At 32.8% G+C, this 16609-nt stretch carries 16 protein-coding genes; 11 read left to right on the top strand and 5 right to left on the bottom strand.

Translation table 11 applies throughout. The annotated features are described in order from the left end of the window. Positions 1–66 precede the first annotated feature (66 nt). From LPB88_RS17125 to LPB88_RS17115, 3 genes are all read right to left on the bottom strand, one after another. Positions 67–732 (bottom strand): hypothetical protein, encoded by a 666-nt coding sequence (locus LPB88_RS17125; protein WP_230716861.1) that lies wholly within the window; start codon positions 730–732, stop codon positions 67–69. A gap of 1 nt (position 733) precedes the next feature. Then, entirely contained in the window at positions 734–1987 is a 1254-nt protein-coding gene (locus tag LPB88_RS17120) for a tyrosine-type recombinase/integrase (protein ID WP_230716859.1), read from the bottom strand. Between the two features lie 234 nt (positions 1988–2221). Next, positions 2222–5689, bottom strand: coding sequence for a patatin-like phospholipase family protein (locus tag LPB88_RS17115; protein WP_230716858.1), 3468 nt, complete (start codon positions 5687–5689; stop codon positions 2222–2224). A 471-nt stretch (positions 5690–6160) separates the two neighbouring features. On the opposite strand from LPB88_RS17115, the gene LPB88_RS17110 reads away from it, so the two are divergent. Continuing rightward, a complete protein-coding gene (locus LPB88_RS17110) occupies positions 6161–6979 on the top strand; it encodes a helix-turn-helix transcriptional regulator (protein ID WP_230716857.1) in 819 nt (272 codons plus the stop codon). Here LPB88_RS17110 and LPB88_RS17105 read toward each other — a convergent pair. Then, positions 6976–7425, bottom strand: coding sequence for a hypothetical protein (locus LPB88_RS17105; protein ID WP_230716856.1), 450 nt, complete (start codon positions 7423–7425; stop codon positions 6976–6978). The genes LPB88_RS17110 and LPB88_RS17105 overlap by 4 nt on opposite strands. Positions 7426–7602: 177 nt before the next feature. Then, positions 7603–8286 carry a S24 family peptidase gene (locus LPB88_RS17100; RefSeq protein WP_230716855.1) on the bottom strand — a complete coding sequence of 228 codons (684 nt, stop codon included), beginning with the start codon at positions 8284–8286 and terminating at the stop codon, positions 7603–7605. A 235-nt stretch (positions 8287–8521) separates the two neighbouring features. Between LPB88_RS17100 and LPB88_RS17095 the strand changes: the two genes are divergently transcribed. From LPB88_RS17095 to LPB88_RS17050, 10 genes are all read left to right on the top strand, one after another. Then, the gene (locus LPB88_RS17095) at positions 8522–8659 is read left to right on the top strand and encodes a hypothetical protein (RefSeq protein ID WP_230716854.1); all 138 of its coding nucleotides are present in this window, start codon (positions 8522–8524) and stop codon (positions 8657–8659) included. After that, the gene (locus tag LPB88_RS17090) at positions 8652–8927 is read left to right on the top strand and encodes a hypothetical protein (RefSeq protein ID WP_230716853.1); all 276 of its coding nucleotides are present in this window, start codon (positions 8652–8654) and stop codon (positions 8925–8927) included. Before LPB88_RS17095 ends, LPB88_RS17090 begins: the two co-directional genes overlap by 8 nt. Positions 8928–8949: 22 nt before the next feature. Further along, positions 8950–9666 carry a DUF3164 family protein gene (locus LPB88_RS17085; RefSeq protein ID WP_230716852.1) on the top strand — a complete coding sequence of 239 codons (717 nt, stop codon included), beginning with the start codon at positions 8950–8952 and terminating at the stop codon, positions 9664–9666. A gap of 122 nt (positions 9667–9788) precedes the next feature. Then, entirely contained in the window at positions 9789–9989 is a 201-nt protein-coding gene (locus LPB88_RS17080) for a hypothetical protein (protein WP_230716851.1), read from the top strand. Between the two features lie 85 nt (positions 9990–10074). Further along, positions 10075–10317, top strand: a complete 243-nt coding sequence (locus LPB88_RS17075) for a hypothetical protein (protein ID WP_230716850.1) — start codon at positions 10075–10077, stop codon at positions 10315–10317. A 342-nt stretch (positions 10318–10659) separates the two neighbouring features. Continuing rightward, positions 10660–11799, top strand: coding sequence for an N-acetylglucosamine-6-phosphate deacetylase (gene nagA, locus LPB88_RS17070; protein WP_230716849.1), 1140 nt, complete (start codon positions 10660–10662; stop codon positions 11797–11799). A gap of 272 nt (positions 11800–12071) precedes the next feature. Then, a complete protein-coding gene (locus LPB88_RS17065; RefSeq protein WP_230716848.1) occupies positions 12072–13319 on the top strand; it encodes a hypothetical protein in 1248 nt (415 codons plus the stop codon). Positions 13320–13333: 14 nt separating this feature from the next. After that, the gene (locus LPB88_RS17060; protein ID WP_230716847.1) at positions 13334–14341 is read left to right on the top strand and encodes an RNA-binding domain-containing protein; all 1008 of its coding nucleotides are present in this window, start codon (positions 13334–13336) and stop codon (positions 14339–14341) included. A 371-nt stretch (positions 14342–14712) separates the two neighbouring features. Next, positions 14713–15591 (top strand): AraC family transcriptional regulator, encoded by an 879-nt coding sequence (locus LPB88_RS17055; RefSeq protein ID WP_230716846.1) that lies wholly within the window; start codon positions 14713–14715, stop codon positions 15589–15591. 72 nt (positions 15592–15663) lie between these two features. Further along, a complete protein-coding gene (locus LPB88_RS17050; protein WP_230716845.1) occupies positions 15664–16491 on the top strand; it encodes an NmrA family NAD(P)-binding protein in 828 nt (275 codons plus the stop codon). Positions 16492–16609 lie beyond the last annotated feature (118 nt).

Here is a 16609-nt window from a genome sequence, read left to right as displayed (position 1 = left end):
ATCATATTAATTATAATTTATTTGTATTCAATATCTTCAATTGAATTCAATTGAAAATGAGTTGAATTATATTTGGTTAAAAATGGAATAATCATTTTCATAATATTTTTCATGATGTGCTTTAATTAGATTATTTTCCTTGGAAAGATCATATTTTGTTAGCATCGTTGAATTAATTTTAATATCTAAAAATTGGCTAGAAACCTCACAAAAATTTTTGTTTTCAATTGTGTTTTTAAAATAATTATTCTCTTTTAACTTAGAAAACAATAAAGCGAAGTATAAAATTTCTTTTTCTTTGTACAACCACTTACAATTTTGGTCAATTAATCCAATTTTAATGGCATTATTTTTAAAATTCAAATAACACAATTCATCTTTAAAAAAATTTTTAAAGCGAACTTCTATTGTATTATTTTCATCATTCGAAAAATCATAATTTACTATTGCTGAATTTATTTTATTCCTCTTATCAGTCTTATCAATCAAAAGACGAAAATATAAAACAACCATAATTGCTGCCGAAAACGTTATCCCTATAGCAACTAGTCTAAATATTCCTTCTGATTTCAGAAAAACATTTTCGAAAAAATAAAAAGCAATCAAAAAAAGAAAAACCATAATAAGAATAACTACACCTAATTTAATTTCACTATTAGTATTCTTATTATCAAGAGGCTTTAAATCAATAAATTCTGATTTCTTTTTAAAGTATTTCTTTTTAAAATCCATACTAAACGATTTTCAATTTCAATTCAACATTAAAAACTTCATCCATGGCTTCTTTTTTCTCTGGTTCACTAATCTGATAATATTGATTCAAAGTTTTCATATCGTTGTGTCCAGTTATAGATGCAATTAATTTATCACTTTTACCTTGTCTTTTCATCATAGTAATAAAAGTTCTTCTTGCTGTATGGGTACTTATTCTATTGTAGAAGAACATTTCTTCTTTAATATTTTCTTTCCCTTTAGTTGTAACTTTTTGAACTTTATTATTGTATTCCATCTCCTGAAATACTTCTTTTATATATTTATTCTGTTTTTGATTGGCAATTAAAGGCAGTTTATAATCATATTTTAATAAAATATATCTAGAAATATTGGTTAAAGGTATCTCTCTGGTTTCTTTAGTTTCATCTTTATTTTCTTTTAATAAAATAAAATCATTAGTTACATTACTTCTTCTTATCAAAGATAATTCACCAAAACGCATACCAGTTACACAAGCAAAGACAAAAACATCACGAACTTTCCCTAGCTTTTCACTTTCAAATTCGTGTTGCATCAACTTATTCAAATCATCAATTGTTAATGCAATTTGATTTGTAATTACTCTCTCAACTTTTTTAAATTCTGTAAAACTATCATTATAAGTGAATTTATTTTTCCTAGCCCAAAACATAAAGGTTTTGAAAAGCCCTAGATTTCTAGCATAAGTATTATTAATATGCTTTAAATCATCCATACAATAGGAAGTGAATTCACGATGAAATGTTTCATCGATCTTACTAAATGTCAATTTGAATTTTCTAGCTGCTTCAAATTTTTCTAGAATATTCTTTATATTTTTATACCTTTTAATTGTTGACGCCGACCATTCTTTGCCTTTTTCCTTTTCGGCTGTAAACTCATCATACGCATCAAAAAATGTATTTTTCCCAGACGGAGCTTTTTTAAATTCTTCGTCAAAAACTTTTTTTAAATTCTTCGAAGTAAAAGGTTCATTTATTCTTTTATACAAGCTTTCTGTTTCAAGAAATAAATCAGAATATCGATTCATCTGAAGTTTTATACTTTGAACAAATTTTGATTTCTTTTTCCCATTTACAAAAGGGAATCTATTTTCAAAGTCCCAATTTTCAGGTATTATTTTCTCACCAGTTGAAAAGACAAATTTCTTATTCTCATTTTTAAAATAGCATGAAAATAAAATCAAAGTTTCTTTATCACTCTTCGGCTCTTTAAGATTAAAAGTGTATTTCATCAGTTGACAATTTAGTTGACAATAATGCTATATTTAGTTATAAAAACTTAGTTATAACAAATATAAGAATTACTACAAAACAAGCGTTTCTTATTGATAATCAATTATTAACAACCAACTCTGATATAATTAGCGCTATAGCCGGCGACTCCACAAAAAAAAATCGCAATCACCTAACATTATGGTAATTGCGATTTTTTATTTTTATAGTTTAGCCGACATTCTTCCGACAATTTATGGTAGATATAATTGTGAAATAGTTTTAATTGAATCATAACCTAACTTGCGATAACTCTCGAACTGCGCTTCATCAAAAAATTGATCTCCTGTTGACTGTTGCGGGAAATCTTTATTCGCTGAAGCATACTCTTTTACATCTACAGATTCTTTTTCCGTTATAACTGTTTTTATATATATGATTGTGCCCGGCTGTTTACCAGCTCCCGGATATACAATAGTTCCCTTGGCAATATGTTCGGTTTTATCCTTGATTTTATCAATTTCGACACCAAAATCAATATCAACACCAAAATCAATACGACACCTTCTAATGGCATTTGCAAGTCCTTCGCAAGTGTTTTCCTGATCCTGCTCTGCATCTCCAATCAAAATATATTGACAACGTCTTCTAACAAGCTCATATAATCCCATATTATCAAAATGGCCACCATCAGAAAGACATACGTATTCCATATTAATATCAGATTTACCAATAAGATCCCGCATTAAATACAAAAGACCAAAATTTGGGTCAGGATTCTTCCATTTATCAAGTCTTGGGTTACCAATCCACCAGCCAAGACGTAAATTAAACAATGTAAGTAAAAATGCCATCGTAGCCGAAGAATGATACCCCCAGTTAGGATTAATTGCAGCACCTGATATAGCCATAGCAGTTCCTAATGTAGGCCCGCCTTTCTTATTAGAAAACTTATCTGTTGGCCTATAACCATATTCATATACATGGTCAATATTATAGGTGGAAGAACGTGTAGGACTAAAATCATACCCACAATATAATGGAGAAAAGACAAAAGACTCACCCATACGATCTTGTCTATCCAAAGCGCTCACTACTGTGGCATTTAGTGTGGAATTGATAAGAGGAAATGGTCCAAAATAACCATTATCCGTTTGCATCGAAGATAGCAAAAGATCATCATTGGCATCGAAACCGGTAAATATGTTAGCTGTTTTTATTCTATCTTCCCTGCTTCGTGTTGCTCCTAGAAAAGCACGGATTAACCTGTTTCTGTAGAAGTAATGAAGTGAAAATTCATTTACTCCAACACGCCAGCTTAACAATAAAGTAATAGCTGCTAAAATTAAAGTCACAAAAAAGTTTCCCCAAGCCTTATCCTCTATTCGTATTCGCCCTGAAAAAAAATCACAATTTTTTATTATTTCCATAATCCAGGAACCTATAAGCAATATCCCAATCATAAAAACAAAAGGTATTACTTTTAGTATTATAGTAATATAGCTTTTCGTAGTAGTTTTGGTTTCATCTTTAGATTCAAATGCTTTTTTTAAACCCCATCCCATAATTGCTGTCCAACCACTCCAAGCCCAAACGACAGACCATACAGAACTATTATTATTCCGTAAACTTACCATATAATTATTCCATAAATCTGGCATAATCAGGGCTGCAAAGCTCACAATCATCCAAAACAGCATGAAGCGATGAATGTAACCTCCCATCCTGCCCCACCATTCTCTTCGATAATCAGGAAAAAGATTACCCATAAGCGCCATTCTAAGAATCACGGCTAATGAAAATATCTCAAGGATTATTGGTATACCAATAACCAAAAATATTTTATTAAAATCTATTCGCACTTTATCTGAAAAATCATAAATACTAATTATATTCAACCAGAAAAACATTAAAAGAAATACCAATAGAGCTGAAGCAGCCAAAGTAGATCCTATGATTGCAAACAGGATTTGTCCAGAAAGATTTTTATCTTTAGTATCTTCCTTTGTGTCGACATTTTTTCTTCCAATTTCCATCAGATCCCATCTTTTATGGTAATTACCACGAAGAGCTACTAAAAAAAAGGCAAGAAAAGCCGAAGAGAAAACATACATCAAAAGCGAACTCCTATCATCACCTGGCGGTGGCGCTTTATATGCAGCAAAATAGGTGCTAATAACTAATGCACTAATTGCACCCCAAAATACTAGTAAGTGCGGAATTAAATTTGTCTGGTTGAATTTCCATGTAAAACGCATTATTAATTTATCAACTTGCTTGAGACATCCTTTGTTTGACTCTTTTTTATTAATATTATAAAAAGAACGCATAGCCGTTGCAACCAAAAACCCTCCTATTATAAACATAAAAAAACTGAAGCAAAAAATATGAAGAGCATCCTGTTGATTCATATTTTTTTTAATAAAAATCCAAGCCGAATAAATATTGGAAATAAATGATAAGACTGTCAAAAGACTTAACAACAAAATTACCTGATTAACAAATGTATTACGGAGCCAGGTCATTCCGGATGTCCATGCATCAGAAGACATAATGCTAACATTAGGAGATAAATAATTACTGAACATCCTAAGCCATCTAATAGGACGAACTTCATCAGCTAAAGGATCTTGAGATTTTCCAGGGCAAAGACGATCATTGATTTTACTAAAAGATCCTGACCTGTGTACCCATGAAGTAAACCAAGAACCAATATAACCACCACCTGATACAGTAGACATGTAATCAAATCTGTAAAGTACATTTAAACTCGCCAATTTTTGTAGTATTCCCAAGTTAAAAGTAGCAGATCTAATACCTCCACCTGACAAGGCAATTCCCATTAGCTGCATTTCGCCTGCTTTTCCCATGGGATCAAAAACCTCTTCTTTTTTATCGGAAAACAATAAAGATGTATCCCTTTGTGGATCACCTTCTTTCGAGGTAATATTAAATTCTGTATTCCTAGATACTCTAGCTTTAGAAATCTCAATTAACTCTTCTCTGAACAAAGTTTCAAAAGGAAGGGAAAAGTCCTGATCTTTTAGCTCATCAAGTAATCTCTGATCATTTTCAAGGTAATTTTTGGCATCTGTTCTCCTGGTTGACCAGAATAAAAAATGCAGATTTCTATCTGAAAATTCCAGAAGATCATAATTATTACATGTTTTACCTACTCCCGAATCCTCCTGAGGCAATTTTGTATAGAATTGGTAGAGTCTTATAGTGTAACCTAATTTACCTTTTCCCGCCATTGCTAAGATTATTTGCAGTGGCATATATTGCAATATCTCTACAAGTTTTAGCCGTTTTTCTGATTGCTTATACAAAACACTCCTTATTGCCTGTCGCCAGAAAAAGGGTGGCCTAAACAAAACGAGTTCATTAGTTTCTTCCCCAGATTGTGATTTATCAGCTATTTTCTCATTGACTGGTATATTACTTGACAACCAATGCAAAAGCGAAACTGTTCTGTCCAAGTATACTTTGACAAATCTATCAGTATCGTCTTTTGTGGGGCTATGCCAGACCAAATCAATTATTTTCTCTTTTTGATGAACTGTCAAATCCTTAATAGGTAATTCGGCTACCTTAATAAGCTTCCAATCGCTTTTCTTTATCAAATCTTTCGGAAAAACGATATCAGATTTACTTTTTAAAATATCCTGAAATAGTGTAATATAAGAGACTGCTTCTGCGGTAAGATCGGTTACTATGTCCATATTATTGTTATTTTAGCTAACCTAAATACGAATGAATATTTGGAAGTATCTATTTTGTTTTTTAGATACCAATGTAAGACCTCAAAAAATATCGTCGACTATGGTAGTTTACCGACACATTTGTAATATTTCAAACCAAAAAACACCTAACACACTGAAATACAAACACAAAGCTAATATTTTAAAAAAACACCTACACGAGTATAAGTACCTGTTTTTGTACATAATCTCTTAAATTTATCTAAAAATTAGATATTGAACTCAAGTCAGATCCAGTTCACAAAAAAAAATCGCAATTATCAAAATGTTAAGTAATTGCGATTTTCTATTTAATATCTTATCCAATATTTAGTCAGCATCTTAAAAATTTACTTTTTAAGATTATATATTATTTCATATTATATTTTTTTATAATTTAGAACATGCTATTAATCAAAAGATTAACCCCTAAACTATAGCAAAAATAATTGTATGGAAATTTTGCCTTCCGCGAGTTTAGCGCCGTTTATAAAGAATTATACCCTTGTTACGATTGAAAAAAGTCTTGACAACGAAGTTTTTTACCCAAGCGGATATGTTGATTTTATTGTCAATATCTCTGAAGGAGCCGCTGCAACTATTATCAACGGCAAACGAAAAGATACGCCATCCATAGAACTTCTGGGACACCTCACCCTTCCTACCCGACTTACAGTAGCGCAAGGCACATCAGTACTTATAGCCCGGATTTACCCGCATGCAAGTGCACTGTTTTTCTCTGATCCCTTGTCCGAATTTACAAACTACGCCACCGATATGTACGATGTGGCATTGGGAGAAAACAGGGAATTATACGATCGTATTATGGAAACAGACGGACTCGCCAATAAAATTGCGATCTTAGAAACCTACTTTCTTCAACAACTCAAAAAAAACGAAACCCGATTAAAAAAAGTGTCGATGGTTCAGGCTCTGAGTCAGCAGATTTCCCTCGATCATCAGCAATTGGATTTACCTGTCTTAGCCCAACAATCAGGATTATCAGAAAGATATATCCAAAAACTTTACTTGTCAAATATTGGTATCAGTCCTGTGGCATTTACATCAGTATTGCGATTTAACAAAAGCTTGCAACTCGTACTCAATACTACACAATCGTTGACCGAGATAGCTTACGACTGCGGGTATTATGATCAGGCGCATTTTATCAAAGAGTTCCGAAAATTTACCGGTATTACTCCTTCTGCCTCCAGAAACTCTCTGATAAAAAATGGCACTGATTTTCAACAGGCCGTAAACATTGGCTTCTAACTTTTCGCCGGACGGTTGCTGCTAAACATGTCGCGGTACATCTTCCAGCCGTCCTTTGTGTTTTTCCAGATGACCATTATCCTTCCGTCGTCCAGTTTTTTACCATCCATATCAGTCATCTCGTAAAAACTTTCCTCTGTTACAAATGTTTTCCCATCTCCATACAAGTGCTGGATCGTAAACTTAACATGCACCTTAGGTCCGTCTTTAAAAAATGCAAGTATTTGCGAACTTCCACATGCAGGTGCAGCATTAGGCGGAAACAAACAAGCATCTTCAGCATACCTGGTAAGAATAGATCCGTCGTTTTTGTTCGCGAGATCTGCATAGATCTCATTGCTGGCTTCTATAGCCTTTCTGGCAGCTTTTAATCCAGAGTCTGTAGTTTGAGCATTACACCAGAAGGTAAGCATTAATAATCCGTTTAAAATAAGTGATTTTTTCATTTTTATAATTTTTATAGAAACAAAGTAAATCATTCCGGCAGGCAGGAAATTGTAAAATTACGAACAACTATTATTTTCGGTATTTCAAAAAAAAATCCCGCAAACAATGTTTACAGGATTCATTTTTAGACTTCAACCAGAAAATTTCCGATTTCTATATTTGCTTTATAAAACAATCTACATCATCGTATTGATACGAATACTTGCTTTAATAAGTGCTAATGCCGAGATTTTTGAAATATGAATATCTTTGGGCTGATGATGCGAATTTTGACTTACAAGCCTCACAAATTCGTGACCTTGTTCTGATTTCTGAACATACTTCACCGTAATATATTCTTCCCAGTCGTTTAATTTGACACTTAATAAATACATTTCGCCAAAAAAGATATTCTCAAACTCCGTTTCTTTATATAAAATTATATCACCGGATTTAAGCAACGGATACATACTGTCTCCTGTTACAGAAATAGCTCCATCACATTTTGGCAGATTCGGAATCTTGATTGTATCCAAAATTCTTTGTGGTTTTCCGCTATTGAATAACTCTCTTAAACCAGCAACTGCTTCAAGATCATACAATGGTATTTCCTGACTCACATGTAAGGAATCAACCGTTTTACGATCCGTATTCATTATAACAATATCTGTACTATTTTCCTTTAACATTGGTCCGTTTCCGGTAAGTAACCACTCTGAATTAACCTCTGGAAAATGATGTAATATTTTACACGCTTTGTCCGTTCCCATGTTACTGCTGTTATCTAAAAACTTATTAGAAAAACCCAAATCATTACAAAACTTATACTTCGTAATCCCTTTATAATCAAGGTATTCTTTCATTCTTTCAGTCGATCCCATAAAATGATGTAATTTTTTACGTTAATTATTTGTTTTGATGTATTATTTTACATTATATTTGCAAAGTAAAGAAATAAAAAAATGAAAATAAAATATTTCAGCACAAAATTAACAATCAGTAAAAACATTGAAACAAAACAACACTAAAAGCATCCAAAAATGATTACAAAACATTATTGAAATGCCTACTAATAAAAATATTTAAAAACCAAAAACACTAATTAATCTTAACAAAATGAAAACGAATCAAATTGAAGAAAAAATTCAGGAACTGGAAAACTGGCTGATTGAAAACCCCAATAGTACCGAAAGAAATTTAATAGAATCTGATATTAAAAAATTACGAACCATCTTAAAACAAAATCATGAGTAAAAAACGAATCGAAGAACGTATTGCTTTATTATATCTCGCACTCCAGTTCTGTTCAGAAAAAATAAAAACTTTTACTTCCGGAGAAAGAATCTGCATTAACCAGGAACGTTTTCAATGGATGCATATTCTGGAAGATGAAACAGCTGTTCCCCGACCGGTTTCATCCAAAATCGAAAGCAAAATAAATGACATTTCAAGACTTGCTCTGTTGCATAATTTCAAGCCTTATTACGAAGATCCATTAAAAGAAGAAAACGAAGTCGCATAACAAATTTTAAAACCAAAAAACTATGAACACATCAATTGCAAACACAAAAAACCAAGTTATAGATTTAACACAATTTTCGGCAAACCAACTAAAAGAGGCTTTAATGAAAATAGAAAACAAAAAGAATGAAGAAAGAGATGCTTATAAACAACTGGTAGCCGAAACGATTCCTAAAGCACTTTTAAAATTGCACAAAACTTCTGAGATGATTAGTAATGTAAAAACAGAAACTTTTCAGCTTTTTGAAACTATTCTTGATTTAAAAAATCAGGTTTATGGCTTTAAGGAAAAGCAAATGTCGCATACGTTTTCTAATGATAAAGAAGAAATTACAATTGGATATCGCATTAATGAAGGCTGGGACGATACGGTAACTATTGGTATTGAAAAAGTTCAAAATTATATTTCATCGCTTTCTACCAGTAAAGAAACGGCTTCGTTGGTAAAAATTGTTTTTAACCTTCTAAAAAAAGATGCTAAAGGAAATCTAAAAGGATCAAGAGTTCTGGAATTGCAAAAACTTACCAAAGAATTTAACAATGAAGAATTTACTGATGGAGTAGAAATTATTGCATCTTCTTTTAAACCTGTACGTTCAAGCTGGTTTATTGAGGCAAGCTTAATTAATGAAAACGGTACAAGAACTAATATTCCGCTGTCTATGTCATCAGTAGATTTTTTACACGGATATGCTTTTAATTTCTTTAATCAACAAAACGAACAGACAAATGCAGCCTAATAACGACATCTACGCATCAGTGCTTTTAGCTATTTTATTAATCACTACTAACTTAAAACCAATCCTGCAATTTAGAGAATGGCTTTATTTTAGAATCAAAACAATCTTTAAACAATATATAAATGAGCGTAAAAATAAAACCTATTACAGATCATGAAAGCTATGAGGTAAACAATAATACTGTTTTTAAAGATAGCTTTGGAAACTGGAACTGCAAAAATGATCTGTCAAACAAAGAACGCTTCGCTTTTAATCAATATGAAAATATAGTAATTAAAAATCCGAGATTTAAAAAACACACTAAAGCCAATTACAAAGGCTAATCACAAACTAATATTCATTCTCTAAAATTTACTCTTCTTCTAAATATCTTCCATTATTTTTTTCACTCAATAATACCACATCATTATGCCAATATCTGCAAACAGAAGCCTCGGAATTCAAAAAAACAAATTACTACGCTATAAACTCATTAAAGAATTATATCAAAAACACAAAACTGAAGATATCCCTACAACAGTAGTGTGGCGCAAATATATTTCTCCTGTTTATCCAATATCACGAACTACATTGTATGAAATTCTTTGCACACCCATAACTATAGAATTAAAAAGAATTGAGGAGCTTATGGGAAATCAAAAAAAAGCATAAAATATTACACAAAAATACCTTGTTCTATTCTTCCGTTCTAACACTATAAATCAATTTTGAACACGAATTTATTTCGCTTGTTTGACTTTCAGTCTCAGGTCACTAATCCGTTTGTGAAATTCGTGTTCAAAATTTTTAGATGCTAACAGCATTGTTTTATTATGTGTTTTTTCTCAGAAAATCAAAATTAATCTGCAATACTATTTTGTATATTTCAGTCTAAATTAGTTAACAAATGCCCCTGATACCTTTATCTTTAGAAAATATTTTATCTAAAAAAAACATCAGTTCAACTAATCATACTGGACAGGATTAATCCGGCTGAAAACAAAAATATAAAAAATGAAACAAGCAATTATCAATGCGACCGTGCACACTGGTGATGAAATCATTTCTAACGGAGTTATTATCATCGAAAACGGAATCATTCTTTCTGTTCAAAATAAAATTCCAAATGGTATTGAAACGATTGATTTAAAAGGAAAGCATATTTCGGCAGGTTTTATAGATATTCAGATTAATGGTGGAGAAAAGCTTTACTTCAGCCAGGCACCTACCGAAGAAACAATTCAGGATATTTATGATTCCAGTTTAAAATATGGTACAACTCAAGTTCTTCCTTGTTTAATTTCTTCGTCTAAAGAAACGATTCTACAAGGAATTGAAGCTGTTTGCAATTACAGAAACAAACATGATAATGGCGTAATCGGGATGCACCTGGAAGGTCCGTTTTTGAATCCCTTAAAACGTGGCGCGCATAGTGTTGACCAGGTTCGGAAACCAACAAATACAGAGCTTGAAGAAATTATCAGATTAGGAAAAGATGTTATTAAAGTCATTACAATTGCTCCGGAATGCTTTACTGATGAACAACTGAATATGCTGCTGGAAAGCGGCATTCAAATATCGATTGGGCATTCGACTGTTACACACAAAGAAGCTCAGGTTTATTTTTCGAAAGGCATCAAACTCGTAACACATTTATTCAATGCCATGACACAGTTTGGGCATCGCGAGCCGGGTTTGGTTGGCGCAAGTCTTGAAAACGAAAATGTATATACTCCCGTTATTTTAGATGGTGCACATTGTGATTATGCCGCAGCAAAATTGGCATATAAACTAAAACAGGATAAATTCTTTTTGATAAGTGATGCCACCTTTTTAGGTCGGAAAGTAGAAAACTTTAAGTGGGACAATTTTGATGCGCACTTAGACAATGGCTTTTATAGAAATAACGACGGGAATTTGGCAGGAGCCACAATCTCAATGTCAGAAGCCGTACAAAACGCATACAATCACTTAAATGTTTCGGCAGATGAAGCTATCAAAATGGCAACTTCGCGCGTTGCAAGCGCAATTGGTTTAGAAAATAAATTCGGGAAAATAAAAGTTGGATTTCCGGCTAGTTTTGTTCAGTTTAATGATGATCTATCTGAAATAGAAACGTTGAGTTTTTCTAAAATCACCACAACTAATTCCTAAAAACAATCACTTTGAATACTATAACCTTTAATTTTTAATCAAAATTAAAATATTTTTAATCAAATTTGAAAGTCTGTATTCTAATTCCTTTTTACATTCGTTTTAGCAACAAATTAAGGACAAACGAACAATTTCAGAACATCAAAAATCTAAAAAAACCTACTTTTATAACAAATTAAAATCGCGATTTTCCGTCAATATTCTTGTTTTACACAAGGATATTGATAGTTTTGCGTTTTAAAATTAAACCCCCAAATTTAACCCCAAAACCTATGAGAAAAACCATTTCTTATTGTTTGCCTTTTATCATTTTCGCAGGCTTGCTTTTCAGTTGCAGCGATGATGATTCAAAAGGAGAAAACTACAAAGCCAATTATTTAGCAAGCATTGATGCAACAAATTTACCTGCAGGTAATAAACCAATGACTATGTTTGAAGACGACGAAAGTTCTTCAAAAATGTATGACAACAAAGACCGTTGGTTTCGCGTCAATCAACCCATGCAAGCGATCCAGAAAGGAAAAGATTCTGTGCAAATTTCCCTTTATTCGCCTGTTGGACTTACTGATGTAAAAGTCTATGCAAAATTACCCAACTACGACAAACGATTTGTAATCTATGAGTTTACAAAAGTTCCGGCTTTTCATCGTTCGTTTCACCAGCTTCCTTTGGTAGAAGGAAAACATGATTACAAACTAGAAGATGGTAAAACGGTTACTATCGATAAAATTGACGGATTTTCGTCTGGTGCGATCCAGTTTTCAGTAGAATCGAGTGATCCTTTATTCGAAAAATTCAAAAAGATAAAATCAAATCGATTAGTACAATTCAGCACGCAGTACCACCTTAATAATCCTGCTGATGATCCTAATAAATTTTTACCAATGAATCCTGTTTTGGCCAAAGAAGCCATTACAATGATTATCAATTATTCGTATGCGATAAGTCATCCTTTGTACTATGACACGTTTATGAATTTTGATCAATTCAAAAAAGAACAGGCAGCAGCAGCGGGAACAACAACCGTTAATGGAGCATTGAACTGGCACGGAAATACAGACGATGATGCTGTAAACGGTGTTTATGATTATTTGACAAAAGCCCAAATTGAAACGGCTTATAACACTTACATCGACAGCCGAACTTTGAATATGGCAATGGTCGGAGGAGGTTCGGCATGGGGTGGCGGTGCATTAGCTTCTCAATGGGAATCTGGTTATGTATCCGGACACTGGAAAGGTGAAATGTCTGTTTGGTCACACGAATATTCACATCACAGTGGTTACAGTCACAGTAGTAATCTTGCCAATAGCGGCGAAGGAGGAGGTCAACAGGAAATGTTAACCGAGTTTTACAAATATCTGATTTACTTAAATGATCTTCCTTTTATCGATCCGGAGATATTAAAAACTTATACAAAAACGGCTTATTTAACAGGTACATACAAAAAACCTGTATTTACTATTAATCCTAAAAATTCATTTTTAGTAAAATATAAAGGAGAAGGAAAATGGAAATAACCCGCAAAACTATCATGAACAAAATACCTTTTTTCATAGCATTACTTTGCCTTTTTACCAATTGCAGCAAAGATGACAATCAAAACGATAATTCGCCACAATACAATTACTACTATCCTACTGACGAAGCTTCAATCACTGCAAGCAAAATTGGCGACGGAACGGGAACATTAGATCCTAAAGGAATTACAATCGCAAACAACAAATTGTACGTTTGTAATGGTGAGGTGCTTGAAATTTTTGATGCTCTGACTTTGGCACATTTAAAAACAATCACAGCTTACACAAAAGGTACAACGACAATTCCGTTTACCAAAATTTCTTCGGTTAGTGTTGATAACGGACGTATTTATATCGGAAGTGTTGATTCCAGACTTTTCGTAATGGACGAAACTACAAATGCCGGAATCACTACAGTTGGAAACGGGCAATGGTGGACAACTTTTGTACACGTTTTTGGAGTTGTCGTAAAAGACGGATTAGTATTTGTAAAAGAAAAAAATACAACTATTAAAGTTTTTGAAACAACACAAATCACTGAAACCAGTAATTGGGATTTAAAACCAATTGCGATGTTAAACACATTAAACGGTTACGATCAGGTTTATTCTTTGGATGTTGAAGCCGGAAATTTAGTAGTTGCCGGAAGAGATGCTAAAAGCTATTTGTATTACAGTATTGCTGCTATTAAAGCCAACGCTGCGGCTTCGTTGACTGAACCAATGAAACCAACAAACACTACTTTTGATGCAAAACCTACTGCAATCAGTTTTAGTAAAGATTGGGCCATTACATCAGAAAATATCGGAGCTTTAAATTATTTGCGTCTTTATCCAAAAGCAGAATTTTTGGATAAAAAATACACCGCAAGAGTTAATGCTTCTGATATTATGGGAGAAAATCCATTTGGAACCATTGTAAGTACAGCACAACTTAATGATCGTCTTTTCTTGTCTGATAATACAAACCAAAAAATTAGAATTATTAAGCTAAATCAATCTGCAATTACAGAACATAAATAGACTTAATTCTATAGTTTTCAATACTCAAAAGGGAATAGTTTCAGTACTATTCCCTTTTTATTTTAGAACAATTAACGAAATGCATCGATTCAAAACTTTGATAATTATAAATGCCGAATTAAAAATAAATGGTAACTTTTCATGCTTTTTTAAGACAAATATATTTGTATTATACGATCGCTAAAAGTTCTACTTAACACATAGAAACATAGATTTTATGTATAAAAAAGAAAACAAAAAGAAACATATTTCTTTCACATAGCGCTCTATGTGCATTTAAATAAGTAAAACGCCTTTTTTTAGCGTATAGAATCTATGTTTCTATGTGTTGAATTAATTTAGCCAATACAGTTCCAAATATCTAAAAACCAATGACAACAGATATCATAGAATTAAATGACTTTATTGTTTTAATCGAACAATCCAACACCTCTAAAACTTTTGTTCAGAAGTGTGAAATTGATGGCGATGCTGTTGGTTTTGCCTTTTATGGTTCGGGAAATGTCGAACTGGAAATCAAACATAACAACCAAACCAAATATTTAACAAATACAACAGGTTTGGCAATTTGTTTTTTTGGAAATCAAAAAGTAGAATTCGCCCATAAAATAGAACCCGACAAACCACTGCAGTCGATCAGTATTTTTACCAAACCCAAAAAACTCCATTCTTTACCACAAGCCGAAAAAGAAATTTTCGAAAATTACCTTCCGGAATTATTACATCCGAAAGAGCATTTTGTAGAAGGTCCATCCTTTTATATGACGCTCGAAATGCAATTGGCGGTCCAGAAAATCTTCAACACCACTTATACAGGCAATACGAGATTGTTATTTTTAAAAAGTCAGATCAATGAATTATTGGCACATTTCTATGCACTTTTAGCCACAGAAACAAAAATTGACTTTTCGGAAATAGACAAAAACAAATTGTATAAAGCCAAAGAAATTGTCACGACCAGTTATTCAAAACCACCTTCGATTACCCAATTATCTAAAATGGTTGGTTTGAATAGCAATAAACTAAAAAAGAATTTCAAAGAGCTTTTCGGAATTCCTGTTTTTAAATATGTACAGGAAGAACGACTTCACAAAGCATATGAATTACTCCGCGAAAGCGAAAAAACAGTACAGGAATCCGCTTGGGAAGTGGGTTACGAAAGTTTAAGTTCGTTTTCGAATGCCTTTCATAAAAAATTCGGAATGCGTCCCAATGAAGTTCGGCAACAATTCCTTTCAAACAAATCTTAATTCTTTTCAGACAAATGATTCTTTTTTAATGATTGCAACTTTGCATCAGTAATCAATTAAAAAACTATTGTCATGAACAAAAAGAAAATTTTAGTCTTGGGATCCAACGGAAAAACAGGACGCAGAGTAGTCGAAAGATTAGAACAAGTAGAGAATATCGAAATTCGTTTAGGTTCCCGAAATGAGAAAATTCCATTCGATTGGGAAAAACCAGAAACCTGGGAAGCAGTTCTTGAGGATATAGATTCGGTTTATATTACTTTTCAACCCGATTTGGCAATTCCTTCAGCAGAAGATTCAATTGAGAATTTCACCCGTCTTGCCACAAAATTAGGCGTACAAAAAATGGTTTTACTTTCCGGAAGAGGCGAAAAAGAAGCACAACTTTGTGAGGAAATGGTAAAACAAAATGCCAAAAACTGGACGATTATTCAGGCAAGCTGGTTCAATCAAAACTTTAGCGAAAGCATCTTTTTAGATCCAATTTTAGCCGGAGTTGTTGCCTTACCAAGAGCAGAAGCATTGGAACCTTTTACTGATGCCGATGATATTGCCGATGTCGTTACAGCAGTACTATTAGACGACAAACACAACGGACAAACCTATGAATTAACCGGTCCGAAACTTCTAACTTTTAAACAAGTCATTAAAGAAATCGCTGAGGTTACCGGTCGAAATATTACTTTTCAACCCTTAAGTTTAGAAGAATACAACAAAATGTTAGTAGAATATCAAGTTCCCGAAGATCATATCTGGCTCGTAAATTATCTTTTCGAACAAGTATTAGACGGACGAAATTCAACTATAACTTCTGACATCGAAAAAGTTCTGGGCAGAAAAGCAAAAGATTTTTCCGCTTACGCGAAAGAAACAGCCCAAACCGGAATCTGGAATTCTTGAAGGCATTAGCCACGAAAGCACAAAAGACACGAAGTTTATTTTGTTTTTTTGTCATTTCGACCAGAGGGAGAAATCACATTAGTAATTCGACAAAGATTAGCAATTGCAGCGGCGGAGT

The organism is Flavobacterium sp. JAS (assembly GCF_020991455.1).
Lineage (GTDB): Bacteria > Bacteroidota > Bacteroidia > Flavobacteriales > Flavobacteriaceae > Flavobacterium.
Note: the sequence above shows the minus strand (reverse complement) of the source record. Positions and strands in the feature narration are given on the sequence as shown.